The 22,230-nt window shown below is 63.5% G+C and carries 23 protein-coding genes; 7 read left to right on the top strand and 16 right to left on the bottom strand.

Annotated elements, in window-relative coordinates:
- Positions 1 to 6: 6 nt before the first annotated feature.
- The 7 genes from sucC to J2X35_RS12660 all read right to left on the bottom strand — a co-directional run bounded on the left by sucC (position 7) and on the right by J2X35_RS12660 (position 6,185).
- Complete coding sequence (gene sucC, locus J2X35_RS12690) at positions 7 to 1,200, bottom strand: ADP-forming succinate--CoA ligase subunit beta (protein WP_310185841.1); 1,194 nt, start codon at positions 1,198 to 1,200, stop codon at positions 7 to 9.
- Between the two features lie 12 nt (positions 1,201 to 1,212).
- Positions 1,213 to 2,181 carry a malate dehydrogenase gene (mdh, locus tag J2X35_RS12685; RefSeq protein ID WP_310185838.1) on the bottom strand — a complete coding sequence of 323 codons (969 nt, stop codon included), beginning with the start codon at positions 2,179 to 2,181 and terminating at the stop codon, positions 1,213 to 1,215.
- A 405-nt stretch (positions 2,182 to 2,586) separates the two neighbouring features.
- A complete protein-coding gene (locus tag J2X35_RS12680; protein WP_056113100.1) occupies positions 2,587 to 2,850 on the bottom strand; it encodes a YMGG-like glycine zipper-containing protein in 264 nt (87 codons plus the stop codon).
- A 125-nt stretch (positions 2,851 to 2,975) separates the two neighbouring features.
- Positions 2,976 to 4,010 carry an aspartate-semialdehyde dehydrogenase gene (locus J2X35_RS12675; RefSeq protein ID WP_056113103.1) on the bottom strand — a complete coding sequence of 345 codons (1,035 nt, stop codon included), beginning with the start codon at positions 4,008 to 4,010 and terminating at the stop codon, positions 2,976 to 2,978.
- A gap of 111 nt (positions 4,011 to 4,121) precedes the next feature.
- A complete protein-coding gene (locus J2X35_RS12670) occupies positions 4,122 to 4,244 on the bottom strand; it encodes a hypothetical protein (protein WP_310185834.1) in 123 nt (40 codons plus the stop codon).
- Between the two features lie 59 nt (positions 4,245 to 4,303).
- Positions 4,304 to 5,353 carry a Gfo/Idh/MocA family oxidoreductase gene (locus J2X35_RS12665; RefSeq protein WP_310185832.1) on the bottom strand — a complete coding sequence of 350 codons (1,050 nt, stop codon included), beginning with the start codon at positions 5,351 to 5,353 and terminating at the stop codon, positions 4,304 to 4,306.
- A 46-nt stretch (positions 5,354 to 5,399) separates the two neighbouring features.
- Positions 5,400 to 6,185 (bottom strand): ThuA domain-containing protein, encoded by a 786-nt coding sequence (locus J2X35_RS12660; protein ID WP_056113107.1) that lies wholly within the window; start codon positions 6,183 to 6,185, stop codon positions 5,400 to 5,402.
- Between the two features lie 155 nt (positions 6,186 to 6,340).
- Between J2X35_RS12660 and J2X35_RS12655 the strand changes: the two genes are divergently transcribed.
- On the top strand, positions 6,341 to 7,078 hold the full coding sequence (locus J2X35_RS12655) for a DUF805 domain-containing protein (protein WP_310185831.1): 738 nt from the start codon (positions 6,341 to 6,343) through the stop codon (positions 7,076 to 7,078).
- A gap of 8 nt (positions 7,079 to 7,086) precedes the next feature.
- Here the strand turns inward: J2X35_RS12655 and leuB are convergent, their stop codons facing one another.
- From leuB to leuD, 5 genes are all read right to left on the bottom strand, one after another.
- Positions 7,087 to 8,190, bottom strand: a complete 1,104-nt coding sequence (gene leuB, locus J2X35_RS12650) for a 3-isopropylmalate dehydrogenase (RefSeq protein ID WP_310185830.1) — start codon at positions 8,188 to 8,190, stop codon at positions 7,087 to 7,089.
- 130 nt (positions 8,191 to 8,320) lie between these two features.
- Entirely contained in the window at positions 8,321 to 8,671 is a 351-nt protein-coding gene (locus tag J2X35_RS12645; RefSeq protein ID WP_056116214.1) for a VOC family protein, read from the bottom strand.
- 79 nt (positions 8,672 to 8,750) lie between these two features.
- Positions 8,751 to 9,134 carry a RidA family protein gene (locus J2X35_RS12640; RefSeq protein WP_310185829.1) on the bottom strand — a complete coding sequence of 128 codons (384 nt, stop codon included), beginning with the start codon at positions 9,132 to 9,134 and terminating at the stop codon, positions 8,751 to 8,753.
- A 15-nt stretch (positions 9,135 to 9,149) separates the two neighbouring features.
- Entirely contained in the window at positions 9,150 to 10,019 is an 870-nt protein-coding gene (locus J2X35_RS12635) for a hypothetical protein (protein ID WP_310185828.1), read from the bottom strand.
- A gap of 42 nt (positions 10,020 to 10,061) precedes the next feature.
- Positions 10,062 to 10,667 carry a 3-isopropylmalate dehydratase small subunit gene (leuD, locus tag J2X35_RS12630; RefSeq protein ID WP_056113123.1) on the bottom strand — a complete coding sequence of 202 codons (606 nt, stop codon included), beginning with the start codon at positions 10,665 to 10,667 and terminating at the stop codon, positions 10,062 to 10,064.
- A 174-nt stretch (positions 10,668 to 10,841) separates the two neighbouring features.
- Between leuD and J2X35_RS12625 the strand changes: the two genes are divergently transcribed.
- Entirely contained in the window at positions 10,842 to 11,264 is a 423-nt protein-coding gene (locus J2X35_RS12625) for a GNAT family N-acetyltransferase (RefSeq protein WP_310185827.1), read from the top strand.
- Here the strand turns inward: J2X35_RS12625 and J2X35_RS12620 are convergent.
- From J2X35_RS12620 to J2X35_RS12610, 3 genes are all read right to left on the bottom strand, one after another.
- The gene (locus tag J2X35_RS12620) at positions 11,261 to 12,142 is read right to left on the bottom strand and encodes an NAD(P)/FAD-dependent oxidoreductase (protein ID WP_056113132.1); all 882 of its coding nucleotides are present in this window, start codon (positions 12,140 to 12,142) and stop codon (positions 11,261 to 11,263) included. The two genes, J2X35_RS12625 and J2X35_RS12620, sit on opposite strands and share 4 nt — an antisense overlap.
- 9 nt (positions 12,143 to 12,151) lie before the next feature.
- Positions 12,152 to 12,595, bottom strand: a complete 444-nt coding sequence (locus tag J2X35_RS12615; RefSeq protein WP_310185825.1) for an Rrf2 family transcriptional regulator — start codon at positions 12,593 to 12,595, stop codon at positions 12,152 to 12,154.
- Between the two features lie 737 nt (positions 12,596 to 13,332).
- The gene (locus tag J2X35_RS12610; RefSeq protein WP_310185823.1) at positions 13,333 to 14,502 is read right to left on the bottom strand and encodes an FAD-binding oxidoreductase; all 1,170 of its coding nucleotides are present in this window, start codon (positions 14,500 to 14,502) and stop codon (positions 13,333 to 13,335) included.
- Positions 14,503 to 14,587: 85 nt separating this feature from the next.
- Here J2X35_RS12610 and J2X35_RS12605 point away from each other — a divergent pair, with 85 nt between their 5' ends.
- A complete protein-coding gene (locus J2X35_RS12605) occupies positions 14,588 to 15,466 on the top strand; it encodes a CoA ester lyase (protein ID WP_310185821.1) in 879 nt (292 codons plus the stop codon).
- Between the two features lie 30 nt (positions 15,467 to 15,496).
- The gene (locus J2X35_RS12600) at positions 15,497 to 15,706 is read left to right on the top strand and encodes a DUF1737 domain-containing protein (RefSeq protein WP_310185820.1); all 210 of its coding nucleotides are present in this window, start codon (positions 15,497 to 15,499) and stop codon (positions 15,704 to 15,706) included.
- 88 nt (positions 15,707 to 15,794) lie between these two features.
- Here the strand turns inward: J2X35_RS12600 and J2X35_RS12595 are convergent, their stop codons facing one another.
- The gene (locus tag J2X35_RS12595; RefSeq protein ID WP_310185819.1) at positions 15,795 to 16,217 is read right to left on the bottom strand and encodes a metallopeptidase family protein; all 423 of its coding nucleotides are present in this window, start codon (positions 16,215 to 16,217) and stop codon (positions 15,795 to 15,797) included.
- Between the two features lie 183 nt (positions 16,218 to 16,400).
- Here J2X35_RS12595 and J2X35_RS12590 point away from each other — a divergent pair, with 183 nt between their 5' ends.
- The 3 genes from J2X35_RS12590 to J2X35_RS12580 are packed head-to-tail and all read left to right on the top strand — an operon-like array spanning position 16,401 to position 22,163.
- A complete protein-coding gene (locus J2X35_RS12590; RefSeq protein ID WP_310185818.1) occupies positions 16,401 to 17,348 on the top strand; it encodes a hypothetical protein in 948 nt (315 codons plus the stop codon).
- Positions 17,233 to 18,843 (top strand): DNA polymerase Y family protein, encoded by a 1,611-nt coding sequence (locus J2X35_RS12585; RefSeq protein WP_310186151.1) that lies wholly within the window; start codon positions 17,233 to 17,235, stop codon positions 18,841 to 18,843. Before J2X35_RS12590 ends, J2X35_RS12585 begins: the two co-directional genes overlap by 116 nt.
- Positions 18,840 to 22,163 carry an error-prone DNA polymerase gene (locus J2X35_RS12580; RefSeq protein ID WP_310185815.1) on the top strand — a complete coding sequence of 1,108 codons (3,324 nt, stop codon included), beginning with the start codon at positions 18,840 to 18,842 and terminating at the stop codon, positions 22,161 to 22,163. Before J2X35_RS12585 ends, J2X35_RS12580 begins: the two co-directional genes overlap by 4 nt.
- The last annotated feature ends 67 nt before the right edge of the window (positions 22,164 to 22,230 follow it).

The following is a 22,230-nucleotide window of genomic DNA, read 5'->3' as shown; positions in this document are numbered from 1 at the left end:
GCCGGCTTACTTGCCCACCGCCGCGACGATCTTCTTGGCTGCGTCGTCCAGATCGTCGGCCGAGATAACGTTCAGGCCGCTTTCGTTGATGATCTTCTTGCCAAGCTCGACATTGGTGCCTTCCAGCCGCACCACCAGCGGGACCTGCAGCCCGACTTCCTTCACCGCGGCGATGACGCCCTCGGCGATGATGTCGCACTTCATGATGCCGCCGAAGATGTTGACCAGGATGCCTTTAACGGCCGGGTCCCTGGTGATGATCTTGAACGCCGCCGTGACCTTTTCCTTCGTCGCGCCGCCGCCGACGTCGAGGAAGTTCGCCGGCTCGGCGCCGTAGAGCTTGATGATGTCCATCGTCGCCATAGCGAGGCCCGCGCCATTGACCATGCAGCCGATATTGCCGTCCAGCGCGACGTAGGCGAGGTCGTATTTCGACGCCTCGATCTCCTTCTCGTCCTCTTCGGTCGTGTCGCGCAGTTCCACCATGTCCGGGTGGCGGAACAGCGCGTTGTTGTCGAACGACATCTTGGCGTCGAGCACGCGCAGCCGGCCGTTCTTCATCACGATCAGCGGGTTGACCTCGAGCAGGCTCATGTCCTTCTCGACAAACGCCTTGTAGAGGATCGGGAACAGCGTCTCGCCATCCTTCGCCGCATCGCCACTCAGCTGGTAGGCGGCGTTGATCTTCTTCACGTCCTCCGCCGTCACGCCCTTTTCCGGGTCGATGGCGAGCGTGATGATTTTTTCCGGCGTGTCATGCGCCACGCCTTCGATGTCCATGCCGCCCTCGGTCGAGACGACGAAGGCAACCTGTCCGACCGTGCGGTCCACCAGCAGCGACAGATACAGCTCGCGCTCGATATCGGCGCCGTCCTCGATATAGAGGCGGTTGACCTGCTTGCCGGCCGGGCCGGTCTGCTTCGTCACCAGCGTGTTGCCGAGCATTTCATTGACGTTGGCGACAACCTCGTCGGCCGATTTCGCCAGCCGCACCCCGCCCTTGGCGTCCGCCGCGAGTTCCTTGAACTTGCCCTTGCCGCGGCCGCCGGCATGGATCTGGCTCTTCACCACATAGAGCGGGCCGGGCAGCTTCTTCGCCGCCGCTTCCGCCTCGCTTGCCTTGAACACCGGCACGCCTTCCGCCACCGGCGCGCCGAAACCTTTAAGAACCTGCTTGGCCTGGTATTCGTGGATGTTCATGTCAGCTCCCGGTTATTTCTTGGCCAGTTGCGGCGCGATGCCGACACAGGCCTCGCAAAGGCCCTTCACCGCCGCCACCGACTTGTCGAACATCTGCTGCTCGGCCTTGTTGAAATCGATCTCGATGACGCGCTCGACACCGCCGGCGCCGATCACCACCGGCACGCCGACATACATGTCCTTGACACCGTACTGGCCGGTCAGGTGCGCCGCGCAGGGCAGCACGCGCTTCTTGTCCTTGAGATAGCTTTCCGCCATGGCAATCGCCGAAGCGGCGGGTGCGTAATAGGCCGATCCGGTCTTGAGCAGGCCGACGATCTCGCCACCGCCCTTGCGGGTCCGCTCGACGATCGCCTCCAGCTTCTCCTTGGTGGTCCAGCCCATCTTGATCAGGTCAGGCAGCGGAATGCCCGCGACCGTCGAATAGCGTACCATCGGCACCATGTCGTCGCCGTGGCCGCCCAACGTCATGGCGCTGACATCCTCGACCGAGACCTTGAACTCGTCGGCGAGGAAATAGCGGAAGCGGGCCGAGTCCAGCACGCCGGCCATGCCGACCACATGGCTCTTCGGCAGGCCGGAGAATTTCTGCAGCGCCCACACCATCGCGTCGAGCGGGTTGGTGATGCAGATGACAAAGGCGTTGGGCGCGTATTTCTTGATGCCCGCGCCGACCTGTTCCATCACCTTGAGGTTGATGCCGATGAGGTCGTCGCGGCTCATGCCGGGCTTGCGCGGCACGCCGGCGGTGACGATGCAGACATCCGCGCCCTCGATGCCGGCATAGTCGTTGACGCCGGTCAGCCGCGAGTCGAAGCCGTCGACCGGCGACGATTGGGCGATATCGAGACCCTTGCCCTGCGGCGTGCCTTCCGCGATATCGAACAGAATGACGTCGCCGAGATCCTTCAGTCCGATCAAATGGGCGAGCGTGCCGCCGATCATGCCCGAGCCTATGAGCGCTATCTTGTTGCGTGCCATGTGAGGATCAATTCCCTTTGCATTGGGCGACGCCGGGCGGCGTCGGAGAGGGGCCGAGGAGGACGGAAACCGCGAATTTTCGCCGCACCCAATAGCCCCGGAGCGCTGAAAATTCAAACGATTATTTCAAGCCTAATAATTTCAATCGGTTAGAAACGTTTTGTCTTACGTAAACGTCAAAATATACGAAGCAAGGTCGGCGCATGGAGGCGAGCTGGACCTGTTCAACCAGAAGAACGTTAAAAGCCGATGACAATGTGGCGTCCGCGGCGACAAACAGCAATCACATTGCGCTGCATCGTGACCAATGACAAACGGCGCACGGCGATTGCTCGCCGCGCGCCGTTCAAGCGTCGCGTTTTCAGGACCAACCGACAGCCGGCCCGTTCCCTTAGCCAGCGCTTTTTAGTAACCGCGCGGGCAACGGGAGGTGTAGACGCGGCCATAACGGTCGCGATAACGGCACTGGCCGCGTTCGCTGGCATGGCCGACCAGCGCGCCGGCAACGGTGCCGACGGCGCCACCGATGATGGCTCCCTCTAGCGGGTTGCCGGATACGGCCGCGCCGATGGCTGCGCCGCCGAGGCCGCCAACGGCGGCACCCTGCTCAGTCTGGGAGCAGGCGGCGAGCGGAATAAGCAGCGCCGCTAGCACGATCAATTTCTTCATAAGTTTTCCTCTCGAAACCGGTATTGCCCCTACCGGGCCCATAACGCGGCAGTCGCGGATTCGATCCATCGCTGTTCGACAACAGGCAAAGTCGCTGTTTTCAGCCTGACAGCGCGAGGACTAATTCAAGCCGCCTGCTTCTTCGGCTGGATCAGCCCGCGCTCGACCAGAAGCTCGGCGATCTGCACCGCGTTCAACGCCGCACCCTTGCGCAGATTGTCCGATACGATCCAAAGATTGAGGCCGTTATCGACGGTCGAATCCTCGCGGATGCGCGAGATGTAGGTGGCGTCTTCGCCGGCGCTCTCGATCGGCGTGATGTAGCCGCCGTCCTCGCGCTTGTCGATGACCAGGCAGCCCGGCGCCTCGCGCAGGATCTCACGCGCCTCGTCGGCGGTGATCGGCTTCTCGAACTCGACATTGACCGCTTCCGAGTGGCCGATGAACACCGGCACGCGCACGCAGGTCGCAGTCAGCTTGATCTTGGGGTCGAGCATCTTCTTGGTTTCCGCCACCATCTTCCACTCTTCCTTGGTGGTGCCGTCCTCCATGAACACGTCGATATGCGGAATGACGTTGAAGGCGATGCGCTTGGTGAACTTCTTCACGTCCACCGAATCGGCGACGAAGACGGCGCGGGTCTGCGTGAACAGTTCGTCCATGCCTTCCTTGCCGGCGCCGGAAACCGACTGGTAGGTGGCGACGACGATGCGCTTTATTGTGGCCGCATCGTGCAGCGGCTTCAGCGCCACGACGAGCTGCGCGGTCGAGCAGTTGGGATTGGCGATGATGTTCTTGCGCGTGAACAGCGAGATCGCGTCCGGGTTCACTTCCGGCACGATCAACGGCACGTCCTGGTCGTAGCGGAAGGCCGACGAATTATCGATGACGACGCAGCCTTGCTTGCCGATCTTCGGCGACCATTCCTTCGAGACGTTGCCGCCGGCCGACATGATACAGAGGTCCGTGTCGGAAAAATCATACTGGTCGAGCGTGCGCACCTTCAGCGTCTTGTCGCCGAACGACACTTCCGTCCCCTGGCTGCGGCGCGACGCCAGCGCCACGACCTCGTCGACCGGGAACCCGCGTTCCTCCAGTATGTTGAGCATTTCCCGGCCCACATTGCCCGTGGCGCCGACGACCGCAACCTTGAATCCCATAAGAATGTCTCCTGTCGCTCTCCGCTTGTTGGCTTGGAGAAACCCGCCGGCCGGTGCGGGTTCCGTCCCCCTCCGGCTAGACCCGGGAGAGGGCGGTGCAGCCAAGGGAGATCAGACCGTGGTGGCGGTCGTTTTTTTGGCCGTGGTTTTGGTGGAACGGCGCGCGGCTGCTTCTCCGGCCATATGATGGCCGGGGAAGTCGAATGCGAAAAGCGCCAGGATGAGGCCGCGCATGGTGTGTTCCTGTTCGAGGCGGGCTTTTACGCTGTTTGGAAGAAGAGTCAATCAGCGCTTCAGCCTGTGATGGCCGCCCGTCCGGTCGCGCTGCTTTCGAACGCTGCGTCGATCAGTTTCTGCATGTCGGCTGCGCGGTGGAACGAAGGCTCGCCGTTCACGCCGCTGGCCAGCGCATCGACGAAACGGCGGGCGTTGCGCTTCACCGCCAGCAGTTCGATCGCGCGCCATTGCGCCCTGTCGATGTCTTCGCCGAAGCAGCCCTTGAGCGAGGACTGCTTGCCATCGGTCTCGACCAGCAGCGCGCCGCGCGTGCCATGCAGCTTGAGCGTCAGTTCGTTGAGATGGCCCGTGGCGTAGCGCGTCGCCAGCACGGTGCCGAGCGCGCCGGATGAGAACCGCACGGTCATTGCCACGCTGTCATTGGCGTCCAGCGTGTAGGCGCCGATTTGGTCGCCCTCGGCCTTGGGGAAGGTGGCGAGATCGGCATGAAGCGAGACGATGTCCTGACCGGCGCCGAAGGTGGCGAAGTCGAGAATATGGATTCCGACATCGCCAAGCACGCCGGTCGAGCCATGACTGGTCGACAGCCGCCACAGCCAGGTGTCCAGGCTGCGCCAGTCGCCCCATGCCTTCGACACCAGCCAGCTCTGCCGGTAGCTCGCCTCGACATGGCGCAGTTCACCGATCTCGCCGGCCTCCACCATCTGCCGCGCCATCTGCAGGGCAGGGGAATTGCGGTAGGTCAGATTGACCATGTTGATAAGGCCGGCCTGCTCCGCAGCTTCGGTCATTTCCAGCGCCTCGGCATAGGTCGGCGCCAGCGGCTTTTCGCAGAAAACATGCTTGCCCGCCGCCAGCAGCGCCAGCGTCGTCGCCTTGTGCACGCCATCCGGCGTGGCGTTGATGGCGGCATCGAACGCGCCCCATTGCAGCGCCGTCTCAAGACCCTCGAAAGCATGGCCAATCTCGTTCTGCTCGGCGAAGGCTTGCGCCCGACCCGGTATGGCATCGGCGCAAGCGACGATGCGGCAATCTTCCAGCAGGCCGAATTCGGTCATGTGCTGGCCGGCAATGCCGCCGGTGCCGAGAAGCAGAAGCCGATGCATGATTTCAGAACCTTTTCGAGGATGCGTCAGAGCGCGACGAAGATTTTTAGCGGAGACCTTCCTCGCCGTCCCGATGCAGCCGGGGTCCCTTCTGCACCAGCTTTTCCTTCGCCGCCGCAACCGGGACGTTCGGCGCGTCGGCGATCGCCGTCCACGCCGGCGCGGGATTGTGGGCCCAGTGCACGGCGTTGCGCAGCACCTGCCGCACCTCGGTATTGTGATAGATCGGATAGGTCTCGTGGCCGGGACGGAAATAAAAGATTTTTCCGGCGCCCCGCTGGTAGGTCAGGCCGGAGCGGAACACCTCGCCACCCTCGAACCAGGAGATGAACACCGTCTCCAGCGGCTCCGGCACGGCGAAAGGCTCGCCATACATTTCGGTGTTGGGCAACTCGATGCATTCGCCCAGCCCCTGTGCGATGCGATGACTGCGGTTGACGACCCAGATGCGCTCGCGCTCGCCCGCCTCGCGCCATTTCAGCGAGCAAGCGGTGCCCATCAGCCGCTTGAAGATTTTCGAGAAATGGCCGGAATGCAGCACTATCAGCCCCATCCCTTCCCAGACGCGCTTCTGCACCCGCTCGACGATGGCGTCCTCGACCTTGCCGTGCGCCGCATGGCCCCACCAGACCAGCACATCGGTCTTGGCCAACCGCTCTTCAGTCAGCCCATGTTCGGCGTCCTGCAGCACCGCCGTTGTCGCCGCGATGCCGGCATCCTCGTTCAGCGCCGAAGCGATGGTGGCATGCATACCCTCGGGATAGAGGCCGGCGACGACCGGGTTCTCCTGTTCATGCACGTTTTCGCCCCAGACCAGTGTCTTGATCGGCATGATGCATCTCCTGCGAATTCGCGAATTGGATCGTTTCAAATACAACATCGGGCGTTCACCGCAAGGGCCTGGCTCAACGATCCGCCATTCGTGTCCAGCCTCTTGCGGATCGCCCGGACTTTGCACAATCTCAGCCGGCAAACCCGGAGGCTGAAATGCGTGGCGAAGTGCTCTACTACGATGAAAGCCAGGGTTTTGGCTTCGTCCATGCCAACGACGGCGAGCGCTATACCTTTACGCGTGAGGATTTACGCCGCGAGGCCACGGTCGGGCAGGGAACGCTCGTCGAATTCCAGCCGAATGGCGGGCGGGCGCGCGACATTCTCATCCTCCGCGCCCAGATCGGCGCCCCCATCCCCGATCGGCACGAAGAGGCGGCGGCTCAGCCCGCAGGGGCGCAATCCGTGGCGCATTTCGGCCGCCTGGCGATGGAGGATGAACGGCAGTCCTCGGCCAGCCTGCCGGGATATTTCTGGCGCGCGCTCACCACCAATTATGTGAATTTCGCCGGTCGCGCCCGCCGTAAGGAATATTGGGGCTACGCGCTGTTCTGGCTGATTGGATTCACCGTGCTGCTGATCGCCGGGCTGCTGCTCGATGTGTCAACCGGCAGCCTAGACAGCGGACAGGACTTGCCAATCGCCACGTTCGGCATAGTCGGCACCTTCATGGTGGCAACCTTCTTTCCCGGCATCGCGCTGATGGCGCGCCGCCTGCACGATATCGGCCTGTCGGGCTGGCTGGTTCTCGTCGTGGTGATCCCGCTCGGCTGGCTGGTCATGCTGGTCTTCGCGCTGGTGCCGACGCAAAAGCGCGAAAACCGCTGGGGACCGATCCCGGAAGGCGTCACGCCTACGCCAACGACGCCGCCGGATGAAGGGGCTGTCTACTAACGGGACACCTACCCCAGGAATTTTGCCAGGATCGCGTCGCCCATCTCTGTCGTGCCGACTTCCTTCATGCCGGCCGACATGATGTCCTTGGTCCGCAGGCCATCGTCCAGCACGGCGGCGATCGCCGCCTCCAGTTGGTCGGCCTCGGCCACCATGGCGAAGGAATAGCGCAGGCACATGGCGAAGGAGGCGATCATCGCGATCGGATTGGCGATGCCCTTGCCGGCGATGTCCGGCGCCGAACCGTGCACCGGCTCGTACAGCGCCTTGCGCTTGCCGGTTTTCGCGTCCGGCGCGCCGAGCGAAGCCGACGGCAGCATGCCGAGCGAGCCGGTCAGCATGGCCGCCACATCCGACAGCATGTCGCCGAACAGATTGTCGGTGACGATGACGTCGAACTGCTTCGGCCAGCGCACCAGCTGCATGCCGCCGGCGTCGGCCAGCATGTGGTCCAGCTTGACGTCGGAATATTTCGCTTTGTGGGTCTGGGTCACCACCTCGTTCCACAGCACGCCCGATTTCATGACGTTACGCTTTTCCATCGAGGTGACGTGGTTGTTACGGGTGCGCGCCAGCTCGAAGGCGACGCCGGAAATGCGTTCGATCTCGAACGTGTCGTAGACCTGCGTGTCGATGCCGCGCTTCTGGCCGTTGCCGAGATCGATGATCTGCTTCGGCTCGCCGAAATAGACGCCGCCGGTCAATTCGCGCACGATCAGAATGTCCAGGCCCTCGACAACTTCCTGCTTGAGCGAGGAGGACGCGGCGAGCGCCGGGTAGCAGATCGCCGGACGCAGATTGGCGAACAGCTCCATGTCCTTGCGCAGGCGCAGCAGTCCGGCCTCGGGCCGCACCTCATAGGGCACGCTGTCCCATTTCGGCCCGCCGACGGCGCCGAACAGCACCGCATCGGCAGCCATCGCCTTATCCATATCGGCGTCGGAGATCGCCGCACCATGCGCGTCGTAGGCGCAACCGCCTACCAGTCCTTCGTCGGTGACGAAACCGGCGCCGGTTTTATCGTTCATGGCTGCGATCAGCTTCTTGACCTCGGCCATGGCCTCGGGGCCGATGCCGTCGCCGGCGAGGAGGAGAAGCTGTTTCGATGCCATGATGATTGTCCTGAAATCTGCGCCTGGAATGTGTGAATAGCCGCGAACTTGCTAACCGCCGAAGGGCCGCCGCGCAAGCATATCCTTCGACTGATCGGTTATGTTCTGCAGGTCGAAACGGGAACCGGCTCTAGCGGTGCTGCAGGATATTCACCAGCCGCCCGAAGGGATCCCGCACGTAGAAGCGCCGCACGCCCCATGGCTCCTCCACCGGCCCGTATTCGATGGCGACGCCGGCCTCCTTCATCGCGGCAAGCGCCGCATTGACATCGTCGACCTCGATGGAAAGGTCCGGCACCGGCGTCCCGCTGCCGCCTTCCGAGGCGAAGCTGACCTGCACGCTCATGCGCTCGGCCGAACCGTAGGTGGCGATCCAGCCGTGGTCCATCAAAAGATCGAGGCCGAGTATATTCCCATAAAAATGTTTCGCTGCCGAAACATCCGCCGTCGCGATATTGGCGACGATGCGCCTGACCTTCACCGGGCTGACCTTCATGAGAAGAACTCCTCGCTGCCGCAGGCAAACACAACGAACGCATTTCCGGTCGGTCTTCAGCCAGTCAGGCGCCGCGGCGCAGCGCCGTCACTTCGATTTCGATCTTCATTTCCGGCCTGTTCAGCCCGCAGACGATCATCGTCGCGGCAGGGCGTATCTCGCCGAAGGCCTCGCCAAGGATCGGAAACACCCGATCCACGAATACCGCGTCGGTGATGTAGTAATGCGCCCGCACTACGTCCGCGATTTCGAAGCCGCCTTCCGCCAGCGCCTTTTCGATCGTCGCCAGGCAATTGCGCGTCTGCGCCTCGACCTCGTCCGGCATCGTCATGGTGGCGTAGTCGTAGCCAGTCGTGCCGGAAACGAAGCACCAGTCGCCCTGCACCACGGCGCGCGAATAGCCGGCGGTCTTTTCGAAGGGCGAACCGGTGGAGATCAGCTTGCGCACGGCCTGCTCGCCGGCTCAGTTCGGCGGCGTCAGCGCGGTCTTCATCGCCTGCCGCAGATCGGCCGGCCATTTATCCGCCGCCGGCCAGGCCTGCGGGGCGCCCTTGTCGCTCTGATGCGCGAAATACAGCGCCTTGTTGCCGGCATCGACGGCCATGAAGGAATCGGCGACACCGCAGGCATGCGGCGTGCAGCCGCTGGCGTAGATCGCGCCGGAAGCCATCTTTTCCGTGCCGCCGCCGACGAGCAGCCCGGTGACGACCTCGGTAAGGTCCTTGCCCAGCAGCTTGCGGCCCGCTTCATAAACGGCCTCGTTGTGGAAGGCGTCGATGATGTTTTGGAATTTCGATGCGTCGATATCCTTCCAGTCCGTCTTCGGCTCGGGGACATAGCTCAGCATGCCGGCCGTCATCAGCCCGCTGTCGGGTGTCCAGCTCAGCGCAGCCTTCGATTCACCTGGCAAAAGGTAGGGCACGAAACTGATGCTGTAGTCGGAAACCGCCGCCGGCGGCGCGCCGCATTCCTCGGCCCCGACCGAAACAGTGCGGATGTCGGCATCCTTCGGTTTCCACACCAGCAGCATGGCCGGTCCGCAGGCGTTGCCGCCGGGACCGACGTCGAACAGCGCCACCTTGGTGCCGGCGACATCGACGACCTTCTCGAAATAGACGACATAGTCGCGCGCCAGCTCCTTGCCGCCGAAGGACAGGATCTTCTCGCCATATTCTTCCGGCTGCGCGATCGTCAGCTCGCCGCCCTCGAAGGGGATCGGCGCCTGCTTTTCGCTGGCCCCGGCGTCCGCATCGGGCGCGGCCGTCTGGGCGAATGAGGCTGCGGGCGCCAAGAACAGCATTGCCGCCGTGGTTGCGATGAGAAAGGGCCGCATCGTCACCTCCCGGTTGCCGGCTCTAAGCGATGCCCGGGCCGTTCAGGCCCAGGGGCGGCTTTCGGCGTTGCGCTTTTCGAACGAGGCGATGGCGTCCGACTTCTCCATCGTCAGGCCGATATCGTCCAACCCGTTGAGCAGGCAATGGCGCTTGAAATCGTCGAGGTCGAAATGCACCACGCCGCCATCCGGACCGCGGATTTCCTTGGCTTCTAGATCGATCGAAACCGTCGCGTTGGAGCCGCGATCGGCGTCGTCCATCAGCTTTTCCAGATCTTCCGGGCTGACGGTGATCGGCAAGATGCCGTTCTTGAAGCAGTTGTTGTAGAAAATGTCGGCGAACGAGGTCGAGATGACACAGCGAATGCCGAAATCCAGCAGCGCCCACGGCGCGTGCTCGCGGCTCGAGCCGCAGCCGAAATTGTCGCCCGCCACAAGAATCTGCGCCTTGCGGTAGGCCGGCTTGTTGAGCACGAAATCGGGATTTTCCGAACCGTCGTCATTGTAGCGCATCTCGGCGAAAAGCCCCGTGCCGAGCCCGGTCCGCTTGATCGTCTTGAGGTAATCCTTGGGGATGATCATGTCGGTATCGACATTGATGATCGGCAAGGGCGCGGCGACGCCGGTGAGCTTGGTGAACTTGTCCATGGCTATTGCCCGTCTTTCACGTTGCGGGGATTTTTTGTTGGGGTCGGTTTACACAAAGGCTCGGGCAAAGAAAAGGCGGCTGTTGCGGGCGGGTCTTGATTCAGGAATGGTCCTGCTGCCTGCCGGCGTTGGAAAACCGGTCGAAACCATTCCATTTTCGTGCAAACTGCCGGCATGAGCGACCGCCCTGCCGTAATATACGCCGCCGAACCCGGCCTCGGTCCCGCCGAATTCCGTCGCGTGCTGGAAGAATCCGGGCTTGGCGCGACCCGTCCTGTCGATCCGGAGCGGCTGAAGGCGATGCTCGACGGCGCCGATCTCTTGTTGACCGCCCGTCTTGGCGGCCCCGAAGGCGAACTGATCGGCGTCTGCCGCGCCATCACCGATTTTTCATGGGTCTGCTACATCTCCGAATTGGCGGTGTCGAAACAGGCGCAAGGCCTCGGCATCGGCAAAGGCCTGCTGGACGAAACCCGCCGCCGGCTGGGCCCGCGGGTTGCGCTTGCGCTGATCTCGATGCCGGACGCGGTCGGCTTCTACGAGCGCGTTGGCCTGGCACGCATGACCGATGCGTTTTGGCAAAAACGCGAACGCTAGAACACCAGCGAGCGATGAAGCTGCACACCGGCCCAGGCGCCGTCGCCAACCGCCAGCGTGACCGAATGAGGGATACGTGCCGCATCACCACAGGCGAACGCGCCCGGCACGGTCGTTTCCTTGGTCTCTTCGGTCTTGATCTGCGATCCGAACGGCGTTGGCTCCAGCTCGGCACCAAGGCCTGCGGCGACGGACGAGGCAGGATGCGTCTCAGTCGCGGTGAAAAGCCCAGCGAAGGAAAGAACCCGCCCGTCTGTCAATTCCACATCCGCATGGCCTTTGATTCTTGCGATGGGTGTTTCCTCGACGCTGACCTGGCGCGCCACCAGGTCAGCGCGTATCGCATCGTCGAGCGGCACGGCGTCATTGGTAAAGAACGTCACCGCGCCCCATTCGGGGATGAACTGCGCCTGGTGCACCGACATCTGGCTCGTGCCGATGACGCCGATCCGGCCCCGGCCGAGTTCATAGCCATGGCAATAGGGACAGTGGAAGATGCTCTTGCCCCACCGTTCCCCGACGCCCTCGATGGCAGGTAAAGTATCGGCGACCCCGGTGGCGAAAAGCAGGCGGCGCCCTCCATGCTCGTCACCGTCCTCGATCCCGACGACAAAGGCGTCCTTGTCGCCCCGCGCTGTTTCCGCGCGTCCGTCGATCCAGGTCAGCGTCGGATAGGCGAGAAGCTGTTCGCGCGCCTTGGCCGCAAGGACCGCCGGATCGACGCCATCCTGGCCGAGAAACCCGTAGGAATGGCTGGCGAAGCGATTGCGGCGCTGCCCCGCGTCGATCACCAGCACCGAGCGGCGCGCGCGCAGAAGCTGCAGCGCGGCGGCCATGCCGGCATAGCTGCCGCCGATAATGATCACATCATGTTGCATGTCGATGTCCTATGCTTGCGGCGTCCGGATGGATTGGTGCCGCCGGGCAAAATCCGCTGCGATGTCGCCGATCCTCACCTGCGCGAAATGTTCCATCAGCAGCGCTTCGGCCTTGGCGAAGGCGCCGTCGAGCGCGGCATTGACCGACTGTTCGACCAGGCATTCCGGCACTTCGCTGTGGTTGCCGATGGCAAAGACAGCCGGTTCGCCAAGAACCTCGTGCAGTTGGCGCAGTGTCACCGTCGACAGATCGGCGGTAATCGACCAACCGCCGGCATGGCCGCGCGCCGAAGCGACGATCCCGGCCTCGCGCAGCAGCCCCATCGTGCGCCGCACCACGACGGGATTGGTGTTCATGCATTGCGCCAGCGCCTCCGACGTCATCGGCCGATCGTGTTCGGCCATGTGCAGAAGGGCATGCAGGACTGAGGAAAGGCGGCTGTCTCTTTTCATGTAACTTTTGATATTACGAATATGAACAGGCTGTCAAGAAGCCGCTGCCGAAGCCATCGTCATCGGAAGCTGCAGCGAAGCTGGGCTGTCCGGCTCCGGTCCCAGAGGACGCTGCTCTTCCTTCCCCGTTCATGGGAGGATGCCGCGGCAGGTGAGGGCAAAGCCAGGTTTTGATCAGTTCACGCCGCCCCTTATCCGTCGCTTCGTAGGGCTTTCTCCCCCGTATAGGGACGGGAGGAACGAAGGCCGCGCGCTTCCAACAAAAAATCTATCCACGGCCTCTCCATCCCCTCCTACACTTTCCGCAGTTCCTACCGCGGGAGCGCCGGTCATGACGGTGGTTGTGCGTAGAAGAACCGGTTCCCGGCAAAACCGCTAACGTGGCGGCGGAGGCGGGCCGCGGTCCTTTTCCGGAAGGGGAAGACTTGAAAATTGTTCGCAAGCCGGTAACGGGGCGCGGGCAAGAGACAAGCGGGCCTGATGAGGCAGCGCTGGGTTTTCCTCCGGAGCGGTAAGCTTCCTTCCAAAGAAGCAGCTCCGCTCCCTTGACCGGGGAGCTCCCCTGCGGAAGCCGCGGTAAAGACTGGACGGGCGGCTGCGAGACCGCACGACTGCCCCCTCCCAGATGAGCGATCGCGCGACCGCCCGTCTTCCCGACCTTCGCCTTGCGGCAGGTCAATTCTCCGGCAATGGCCAGACTGCGAAAGCAGGGCGTGGCGAAGAGGAAGCGCGTCCGTTCAAATCACATTCAGTTCCCGGAACGGACGCCCGGACGTCACCCGTTCGTAGCCAAAGGCCGAGCAATCGATGGAGCGGTAGCCGCCATGCACGACCAGTTCCGCCAGCGCCTTGCCCACCGCCGGCGCCTGCTGCAGGCCATGCCCGGAAAAGCCGTTGGCGAAGAGAAAGTTGCCGACCTGGGGATGCGGCCCGATCACCGCATTCTGGTCGAGCGTGTTGTAGTCGTAATGACCAGCCCAGGCGCGCGTCATCTTGATCGCCTCGAAGGCCGGGATGCGGGTCGCCAGCACCGGCCAGATCGTTTCCTCGAACAGGCTCCATTCCGGCTCGAAATCGGCCGGGTCGGCGGCGGTCTCGCCCTCTTCCGATTCGGCGCCACCGGTCAGATAGACCGAGCCTTCCGGCCGCACATAGATGCCGCTCGGATCGACCAGCAGCGGCATGTCGGCGAATTTTTCTCGCGCTTCGAACACGAACACCGTGCGCTTGCGCGGCTCGACCGGCAGGGCGATGCCGGCCATGGCGGCGACCTTGCCGGCATTGGGGCCAGCGGCGTTGACGACGATGCCGGCGTCCAGCCGCTCGCCATTGTCGAGCGTCACGCCGGTGACGCGGTTGCCCTCCCGGCCGATCGCGGCGACCGGCGCAGTGATAAGATCGACATCCATGCCGCGCAGCGCCTTGCGCAACAGAGCCAGCAGCGCATGGGCGTCGAACCAGCCTTCGCCGCTCAACCCGAGCGCGCCGGCAACCACGCCTTCCGGCGAAAGCCAGGGGAAACGCCGCCGCAGCGCCTCGATATCCTCCAGCACGATGTCGGCGCCCTCGGCGATCTGTGTCTCATGGTTCGCCTTGAGGATCGGCAGGCCTTCCTCGCCGGCGAGGATCAGATAGCCGCCTTCGCGGAAGCCGATATCGGCCTCAGTGCCGAACTCCTCGCGCAATCGCCGGAACAGGCCGAGCGTGAAGCGCGACAGGCGGATGTTTTCGGCGATGGAGAATTGCTGGCGGATCGACGCCATCGACAGGGTCGTCGCCGCGTGGGCAAACTGCGGATCGCGCTCGATCAGCGCCACCGTCCCCGAAAAGCCTTCCTTGCGCAGATGATAGGCGAGCGACGAGCCTACGATGGCCCCGCCGACGATCACGATGTCATAGTGCGCCATGATGCATGTCCCGGATTGCTTCGATGCAAACAGCTTGAGCCGCTAGACCCTTGCAAGGGCCAGCCTTGAAAGGCAAGAAGACCAGATGACCCAGACATACCGCCCGCGCCGTTCCGTGCTTTACGTACCCGCCACCAACGACAAGGCGCTGGCCAAGATCGCCACGCTTGCCTGCGACGCCGTCGTCATCGACCTCGAGGATGCGGTCGCGCCGCAGGACAAGGCCGCCGCCCGCGAAAAGCTCGGCGCCATTTTCGCCAACCGGCCCGGCAAGCGCTGCGAGATGATCATCCGCGTCAACGCGCTCGCCAGCGAATGGGGCAGCGACGATCTCGCCGCCGCCGCCGCCTGCGAACCGGACGGAATCCTCCTGCCCAAGGTGGATACGGCGCGCGATATAATCGAGGCCGGCGATGTGCTGGACGATGCCTTTGCGCCGGAAAGCGTCCGGTTGTGGGCGATGATCGAGACGCCGAAGGCGCTGCTCAACATTGGCGCCATCGCCGAACTCGGCCGCGACCCGGCTTCGCGGCTTGCCTGTTTTGTCGCCGGCACCAACGATCTGGCCAAGGAAACCGGTGTCCTCGCTTTGCCGGACCGGCGCTATATGGTGCCGTGGCTGATGCAGATATTGTTGGCTGCGCGTGCCGGCGGCCTCGATGTCGTCGATGGCGTCTTCAACGATTTCCGCGATGCCGACGGCCTGGCGCGCGAATGTGCCGAGGCGGTCGCCATGGGATTCGACGGCAAGAGCGTCATCCACCCGGCACAGATCGAGGCGGTCAACAAGTCGTTTTCGCCCTCGGAGGTGGCCTTGACGGAAGCCCGCGCCATCCGGGATGCTTTCGCCAGGCCGGAGAACGCCGGCAAGGGCGTCATCGGCCTGGATGGCAGAATGGTTGAGCGCCTGCATCTCGCCCAGGCCGAAAGACTTCTCGCCAAGGCCGGGTCGATTGGCGCATGATAACGAAGATTACAGCATAGGATCGACCCGATGCGACTCTACCGTTTCCTCACCGAAGTCGACGATTCCAAATTCTGTCACAAGGTGACCGCGGCCTTGAACAAGGGCTGGCACCTCTACGGTTCGCCCAGCTACGCCTACGACAAGAAGGGCAAGGTCATGCGATGCGGCCAGGCCGTGGTGAAGGATGTCGATGGCCAGGAATACAAGGCAGGCGAAACCAAGCTGGGCGACTGGTAGGACTTTTCCTTGCCCCTTCAGGAAGAGGTGCCGAGCGAAACGAGGCGGATAGGGCGTTTAGTTCTGAATCGCTCTAAAGCGGACAGTCCTACTCCGCCGCTTCCTCGAGCTTTTCCATGTCGTCGTCGGACAGGCCGAAATGGTGGCCGATCTCGTGGATCAGAACATGGGTGACGATGTCGCCCAGCGTCTCCTCGTTCTCGGCCCAGTAGTCGAGGATGGCGCGGCGGTAGAGCGTTATCCGGTTCGGCCCCTCGCCGGTCGCCGGGTTCCAGCGCTCGGCAATGCCGCGCCCCTCGAACAGGCCGAGCAGATCGAACGGCGTTTCCAGCGACAAATCGTCCATAATCTCGTCGGTGGGGAATTCCGCCATCTGGATGACGATCTCGCCGGTCAGTGTACGGAAATCCTCGGGCAGATGCGCATAGGCCTCCAGCGCCAGGAACTCCAGTTCCTCCAGCGAGGGCGACAGTTCGCCATGCCAGGTGCGTGTCTTGTAGATGCGGGCCATTCTTCGTCCTTCGTCTCGCGGCATATAGGCTTTTGTACGGGACTCGGCAAACGACGCTCATGCCCGGCGGGGGCGTTTCGAAAACAACAGGAATAAATTCTTTTCTTCGTGGCGCTTGACTCTTGGTCGGGCCTCGGGAATCTATAGGAACATAACAGGAACAAATAAGCAGGAAGCACCGCCATGGCGACGCACGCCGTGGCGCAGGAGACACTTTGTGCCCTGCGCCGGGAAATCGCGAGGATAGAAGGCACGCTGCCCGAACGGTTCGCCGAACCCGGTCAGGAGGGCGCAGTCGTGCTGCGCCACAACGGCCGCCCTGGCGGCGAGTCGGGCCTGCTCATTACCGGAGTCCCAGCCCTGGACGAAGCGCTGGGCGGCGGGATTTCCAAGGCAGCGTTGACCGAAATCCACGGCCAGCATGCCCGCGAAGCCGGCGCCGGGGCGGGTTTCGTGCTGGCGCTGGTCAGCCTCCTGCTGAAACAGGCGCCGCCAAAGCCGGTTCTGTGGATCGGCACATCGGGGGTTTTCGCCGAAGCGGGCCTGCCCTATGCGCATGGGCTTTCCCGCCTGTTCGGCATCATGCCGCAGGGCCTGCTGTTCGCCGAAGCGCCGAGACCGGTCGATGCGCTGTGGATCGCCGAGGAGGCGGCTGGGCTGAAGACACTGGCGACCGTCGTCATCGAGATCTCAGGCAACCCGCAACGGCTGGACCTGACGGCGACGCGCCGGCTGCACCGCCGCGCCACCGAGGCGGGCCGGCCCGTCTTCCTGCTCAGGCAATCGGCAGAGGCCGAGGCGACCGCCGCGCCCCTTCGCTTCGCCGTCGCCCCGGCGCCGGCCGGGCAGCGGCATATCCTTGGCCGGCCGCTCGCTGGTTCCATCGGGCCTCCGGCCTTCGCCATCACTCTCGACAAGAACCGTCTGGCGCCTTTGGCGCACTTCGTCCTGGAATGGAACGCCGATGAACGCACCTTTGAATCTCGCGACGCAGTCCGGCACGACAGGCCACAGGATCCTGTCGCTCTGGTTCCCTTACCTCAGCACCGACCGGATTTGGCGGCAACGGCTGGGCCGCGCATGGCTTACGGCCTGTTCCGCTTTCCCCCCGCTGCTCGTCAGCCATCGTGACGGCAACGCGCAGCGCATCGCCGCGCTCGACCATCGCGCGGAGATGCTGAAACTGAAGCGCGGCATGGGCGTTGCCGATGCGCGCGCCATGCATCCTTCGATCGAAATCGTCGAGGCAGACCCCGAAGCCGACCGCCGCCTGCTCGAAGGCCTCGCCGACTGGTGCGACCGCTACACGCCCCTGGTGGCGCTTGACGGGACCGACGGGCTTTTCCTCGACATCACCGGTTGCAGCCACCTGTTCGGCGGCGAGGAACCCCTTGTCGCCGACATGCTGCGCCGCTTTTCCGAACAGGGTCTCGAGGCCAGCGCCGCCGTCGCCGCAACGGCCGGAACCGCTTGGGCGATCACCCGTTTTCGCGGCAATATCGTCGTGCCCGATGGCGTCGAATGCGACTGGCTTTCGCCCTTGCCGCCCGCTGCGCTGCGGCTCGACGGCAAGACATGCACCGCTCTCGACAGCGTTGGCCTGCGCACGATCGAGGCGGTCATGGCGGCGCCCCGCGCGCCGCTTGTCCGCCGCTTTGGCAAGGCGCTTGTCCTGCGTCTTGATCAGGCGCTCGGCCGGATCGACGAAGCGCTGTCGCCGCGCATGCCGCTGCCGGAACTGTCGGCCGAGCGCCCGTTGGCCGAACCCGTCATGATGGTGGAAGACATCGAGCGCATCATCCTTCTCCTCGCCATTGCGCTCCAGGAAGCGCTGGAAAGGCGCGGCGTAGGCGCGCTCGGCCTGCGGCTCTTCCTGTTCCGCGTCGACGGCGCCGTCAGCCGGCTCTCCGTCCATCTGTCGCAGCCGGCGCGCGCCGCGGACCGGATGGCAAAACTTTTTCACGAACGGTTGGCGGCACTTGGCGATAGCCTCGACGCCGGCTGCGGCTTCGATCTCGTCAGGCTCGCGGTGGAATCGGTTGCGCCGCTTGCCGCACGGCAGGTCGATCTTGGCCATGCGGAGCGCGACGACGACACCGACCTGGCCATGTTCGTCGACCGCGTCTGCGCCCGGCTGGGCCGCAACGCCGTGCGCCGGCCGGTTCCCGTCGCCAGCCATATGCCGGAACGGGCAGTGGCTTTTTCATCCTTCGCCAATGCCGCCAAGATCGTCGAGGCCGCGCTGCCGGCCTGGGCGGAGCGCCCGATGCGTTTGCTCCGCCAGCCCGAACATGTCGAGGTCGTGGCCGAAGTCCCGGAGGGTCCGCCCCTGCAATTCCGTTGGCGACGCGCACATTACCGCATTGCCCGTGCCGAAGGGCCGGAGCGGATTAGCCCGGAGTGGTGGCTTGCGAGCTTGCCACCCTTCGAGAAAAAGGACGGTGAAACGGATCCAGATCACGAAAAGCGCCGCAAACAGGCCGCAGCGCTGAAAACGACGCGTTCGGTTCGCGATTATTTCCAGGTCGAGGATACCGACGGCCGGCGCTACTGGCTTTACCGCCAGGGATCGTACGGCAATGCCGATTCGCCCCCGCGCTGGTTCCTGCACGGCATCTTCGCATGAGGCCGACGCTACCGCCCTGCAACACGCCAATTGAACCGCGCTATATCGAGTTCGGCGCGCAGTCGAATTTTTCTTTCCTGCGCGGGGCTTCCAGCCCCGAGGATTTGGTGAAAACCGCTTGTCTGCTGGGTCATGCCGGCATGGGTCTTGCCGACCGCAACACGGTTGCCGGCGCGGTGCGCGCCTGGAGCGCGTCGAAGCATATCCAGCTTGCCGACGCGGAGCCCGTGCACCTGCCCTATCATCCCGGTTGCCGTCTCGTCTTTGCCGACGAAACGCCCGACATCCTCGCCTACCCACAGGACCGCCAGGGTTGGGGGCATCTGTGCCGCATGCTGACCCAGGCCAATCTGCGCGACGAGACGGAGAAGGGCGCGACGCTTCTCAAGCGCGCCGACCTTCTGGAATGGGGGGATCGCATGTCGCTTGCGGTCCTGCCCGATCTCGCGGTCGATGAAGACACGACATTGACCCTGCTGCGCGGCCTGAAGCATCGGTTCGGCGACGACATCCGTCTGGCCGCCGCCCCCGCCTATCACGGCGACGACCGTTTCCGTCTGGAGAAAGCCGCGGCTTTGGCTGGTGCGGCGAAAATGCCGCTGATGGCCACCAACGACGTGCTCTATCACGTATCCGAGCGCCGCCCGCTGCAGGACGTGCTGACCGCCATCCGGCTGAACAAGACTGTCGCCGAGGCCGGGTTCGCCCTGGAAGCCAACGCCGAGCGCCACATGAAGTCCGGTTTTGAAATGGCCCGCCTGTTCCGCCGCCATCCGGAAGCGCTGGACGAGACTCTGCGCTTTGCTGAAAACCTGACTTTCTCGCTCGATGAATTGAAGCACAATTATCCCGAGGAAGCGACCGAGGAAGGCGTCGATCCGCAGACCGAACTGGAGCGGTTGACCTGGAAAGGCGCCCACCGGCGCTATCCCGGCGGCATTCCGCAAAAAGTCACCGGCCTGATCCACCATGAACTGGCGATCATCGCGGAGAAGATCTATGCCCGGTATTTCCTGACCGTGAATGACATCGTCCGCTTCGCACGGGAAAAGGCGGATGTCCTGTGCCAGGGACGCGGCTCGGCGGCCAATTCCGTCGTCTGTTTCTGTCTCGGCATTACTGCGGTCGATCCCATGATCATGGGCGTGGATCTGTTGCTGGAGCGGTTCATCTCGACGGAGCGCGACGAACCGCCCGACATCGACGTCGATTTCGAACATGAGCACCGCGACAAGATCATCGCCTACATCTACGAGAAATACAGCCAGAAGCACACCGCGCTGGCTGCGGCGGTGATTTCCTATCGCGGCCGCTCCGCCCTGCGCGAAGTCGGCAAGGCGATGGGACTTTCCGACGATGCGCGCAGCGCGCTCTCCGGCTCGGTCTGGGGCTGGTGGTCGTCCACGCTGGGCGAGCACGAAGCCAAGGCTGGCGGCCTCGATCTGGAACAGGCCATATCCCGCCACGTCATTGATCGCTCCAATGAGATCATGGGCTTTCCCCGCCATCTTTCGCAGCATGTTGGCGGCTTCGTCATCACCAAGGACCGGCTCGACGAAATCGTCCCGGTCATGAAAACGGCCATGCCCGAACGCAAGATGATCGAATGGGACAAGGACGACCTCGATGCCGTCGGCCTCCTCAAGGTCGATGTCCTGGCGCTCGGCATGCTCACCTGCTTGAAGCGGGCCTTCATCCTCCTGGAAGATCACTATCGGGTCCGCGACGAATACGGCCGGCCGGTCACCCTGGCGACGTTGCCGCAGGAAGACCCCAAGGTCTATGACATGATCTGCCGGGCCGACACGCTCGGCGTTTTCCAGATCGAATCGCGCGCGCAGATGTCGATGCTGCCACGGCTGCGGCCACGCAAGTTTTATGACCTCGTCATCGAAGTGGCGATCGTTCGCCCTGGTCCCATCCAGGGCAACATGGTGCATCCCTATCTGCGTCGCCGTACGGGGGTGGAAAAGATCGACTATCCGAGCCCGGTGCTGGAAGCGATCCTGAAAAGGACGCTGGGCGTGCCGCTGTTCCAGGAACAGGCGATGAAGATCGCCATCGACGCCGCCGGCTTCAAACCGGGCAAGGCCGATCAGTTGCGCCGATCGATGGCGACGTTTCGGCGCAATGGCACAATCGACGGCCACAAGCGTGAATTCATCGAAGGCATGGTCGTCAACGGCTATGAGAAGGAGTTCGCCGAGCGCTGCTTCAGCCAGATCGAAGGCTTTGGCGACTATGGCTTCCCGGAAAGCCACGCGGCTTCCTTCGCCCTGCTCGTCTATGCATCCTGCTGGTTCAAGACCTTTTACCCGGACGTCTTCTGCGCCGCCAACCTCAATTCCCAGCCCATGGGCTTCTATGCCCCGGCGCAGCTCATCCGCGACGCACAGGACCACGGCATTGAAATCAAACCTGTCGACATCAATCACTCCGATTGGGCCTGCACACTGGTCAAGGGCGGCTTCCAGCCGGCTCGGGTCGCCGCGCGCCATGTCGAAATGCGGCCGGTCATCAAATCCATGCGGGCTGTGCGGCTCGGCTTCAATCAGGTCAAAGGCCTGTCCGAAGCGCGTATGAACGCCTTCGTCGCACGGCGCGAGGCTGGCTACACTTCAGTGCGCGACGTCTGGCTGCGGTCGGGTCTCGAGGTGCGGGAGATCGAATGCCTCGCCAATGCCGATGGCTTTCGCTCTATAGGCCTCGACCGCCGGGCTGCGCTTTGGGCGGTCAGGGCTCTGGGCGACAGGAGCACGGCCAATCTGCCGCTGCTCGATCAACCGGGGCTTGTCCTGACTGACAATGAGCCTGAGACCCGGCTTCCGGTCATGCCGCTGGGCGAGCATGTCCTGCATGATTACCGCTCGCTCGGCATGTCGCTCAAGGCGCATCCGATTTCCTTCCTGCGCCGGCGGCTTGGCCGGTCTGGCGTCACCCCTAACATAAGGCTGGCCGCCATCGCCAACGGTCGCAGGGTCTCTGTCGCCGGTCTGGTGCTGGTGCGCCAGCGTCCCGGCAAGGGCAATGCCATTTTCCTGACCCTGGAAGATGAGGAAGCGATCGCCAATATCATCGTCTGGAATCGGGATTTCGAACGTCTTTTGCCAGTGATCATGGGTTCGAAATTCATCCGCGTCACCGGCAAGCTTCAATCGGCCTCCGGTGTCGTCCATATCGTCGCCGAGCGGATGGAGGATCTTTCTTCCTGGCTGGGCGTCCTGCGCGATCCCGAAGACACGGCTGAAGAAAAGGGCGTTTCCGAAATGGCGGTCCGCGAGGTCAGGGAGGTCATGCCGAAAGGGCGCAATTTCCAGTGACAAACCGCGTTTGCGGCCGATCTGCTGGAGCAATCAAGGGCCTGCGAAGCTCGCGCATGCGTACAAC

Source organism: Mesorhizobium sp. BE184, from assembly GCF_031457045.1.
Lineage (GTDB): Bacteria > Pseudomonadota > Alphaproteobacteria > Rhizobiales > Rhizobiaceae > Mesorhizobium.
The sequence above is the reverse complement of the archived record's forward strand: the minus strand, read 5'-3'. Positions and strand labels throughout refer to the sequence as shown.

What these genes read in the sequence shown, in the direction of transcription:
- sucC (WP_310185841.1), bottom strand. Translation starts at nt 1,200, where the DNA reads ATGAACATCCACGAATACCAGGCCAAGCAGGTTCTTAAAGGTTTCGGC.
- mdh (WP_310185838.1), bottom strand. Translation starts at nt 2,181, where the DNA reads ATGGCACGCAACAAGATAGCGCTCATAGGCTCGGGCATGATCGGCGGC.
- J2X35_RS12680 (WP_056113100.1), bottom strand. Translation starts at nt 2,850, where the DNA reads ATGAAGAAATTGATCGTGCTAGCGGCGCTGCTTATTCCGCTCGCCGCC.
- J2X35_RS12675 (WP_056113103.1), bottom strand. Translation starts at nt 4,010, where the DNA reads ATGGGATTCAAGGTTGCGGTCGTCGGCGCCACGGGCAATGTGGGCCGG.
- J2X35_RS12670 (WP_310185834.1), bottom strand. Translation starts at nt 4,244, where the DNA reads ATGCGCGGCCTCATCCTGGCGCTTTTCGCATTCGACTTCCCCGGCCAT.
- J2X35_RS12665 (WP_310185832.1), bottom strand. Translation starts at nt 5,353, where the DNA reads ATGCATCGGCTTCTGCTTCTCGGCACCGGCGGCATTGCCGGCCAGCAC.
- J2X35_RS12660 (WP_056113107.1), bottom strand. Translation starts at nt 6,185, where the DNA reads ATGCCGATCAAGACACTGGTCTGGGGCGAAAACGTGCATGAACAGGAG.
- J2X35_RS12655 (WP_310185831.1), top strand. Translation starts at nt 6,341, where the DNA reads ATGCGTGGCGAAGTGCTCTACTACGATGAAAGCCAGGGTTTTGGCTTC.
- leuB (WP_310185830.1), bottom strand. Translation starts at nt 8,190, where the DNA reads ATGGCATCGAAACAGCTTCTCCTCCTCGCCGGCGACGGCATCGGCCCC.
- J2X35_RS12635 (WP_310185828.1), bottom strand. Translation starts at nt 10,019, where the DNA reads ATGCGGCCCTTTCTCATCGCAACCACGGCGGCAATGCTGTTCTTGGCG.
- leuD (WP_056113123.1), bottom strand. Translation starts at nt 10,667, where the DNA reads ATGGACAAGTTCACCAAGCTCACCGGCGTCGCCGCGCCCTTGCCGATC.
- J2X35_RS12625 (WP_310185827.1), top strand. Translation starts at nt 10,842, where the DNA reads ATGAGCGACCGCCCTGCCGTAATATACGCCGCCGAACCCGGCCTCGGT.
- J2X35_RS12620 (WP_056113132.1), bottom strand. Translation starts at nt 12,142, where the DNA reads ATGCAACATGATGTGATCATTATCGGCGGCAGCTATGCCGGCATGGCC.
- J2X35_RS12615 (WP_310185825.1), bottom strand. Translation starts at nt 12,595, where the DNA reads ATGAAAAGAGACAGCCGCCTTTCCTCAGTCCTGCATGCCCTTCTGCAC.
- J2X35_RS12610 (WP_310185823.1), bottom strand. Translation starts at nt 14,502, where the DNA reads ATGGCGCACTATGACATCGTGATCGTCGGCGGGGCCATCGTAGGCTCG.
- J2X35_RS12605 (WP_310185821.1), top strand. Translation starts at nt 14,588, where the DNA reads ATGACCCAGACATACCGCCCGCGCCGTTCCGTGCTTTACGTACCCGCC.
- J2X35_RS12600 (WP_310185820.1), top strand. Translation starts at nt 15,497, where the DNA reads ATGCGACTCTACCGTTTCCTCACCGAAGTCGACGATTCCAAATTCTGT.
- J2X35_RS12595 (WP_310185819.1), bottom strand. Translation starts at nt 16,217, where the DNA reads ATGGCCCGCATCTACAAGACACGCACCTGGCATGGCGAACTGTCGCCC.
- J2X35_RS12590 (WP_310185818.1), top strand. Translation starts at nt 16,401, where the DNA reads ATGGCGACGCACGCCGTGGCGCAGGAGACACTTTGTGCCCTGCGCCGG.
- J2X35_RS12580 (WP_310185815.1), top strand. Translation starts at nt 18,840, where the DNA reads ATGAGGCCGACGCTACCGCCCTGCAACACGCCAATTGAACCGCGCTAT.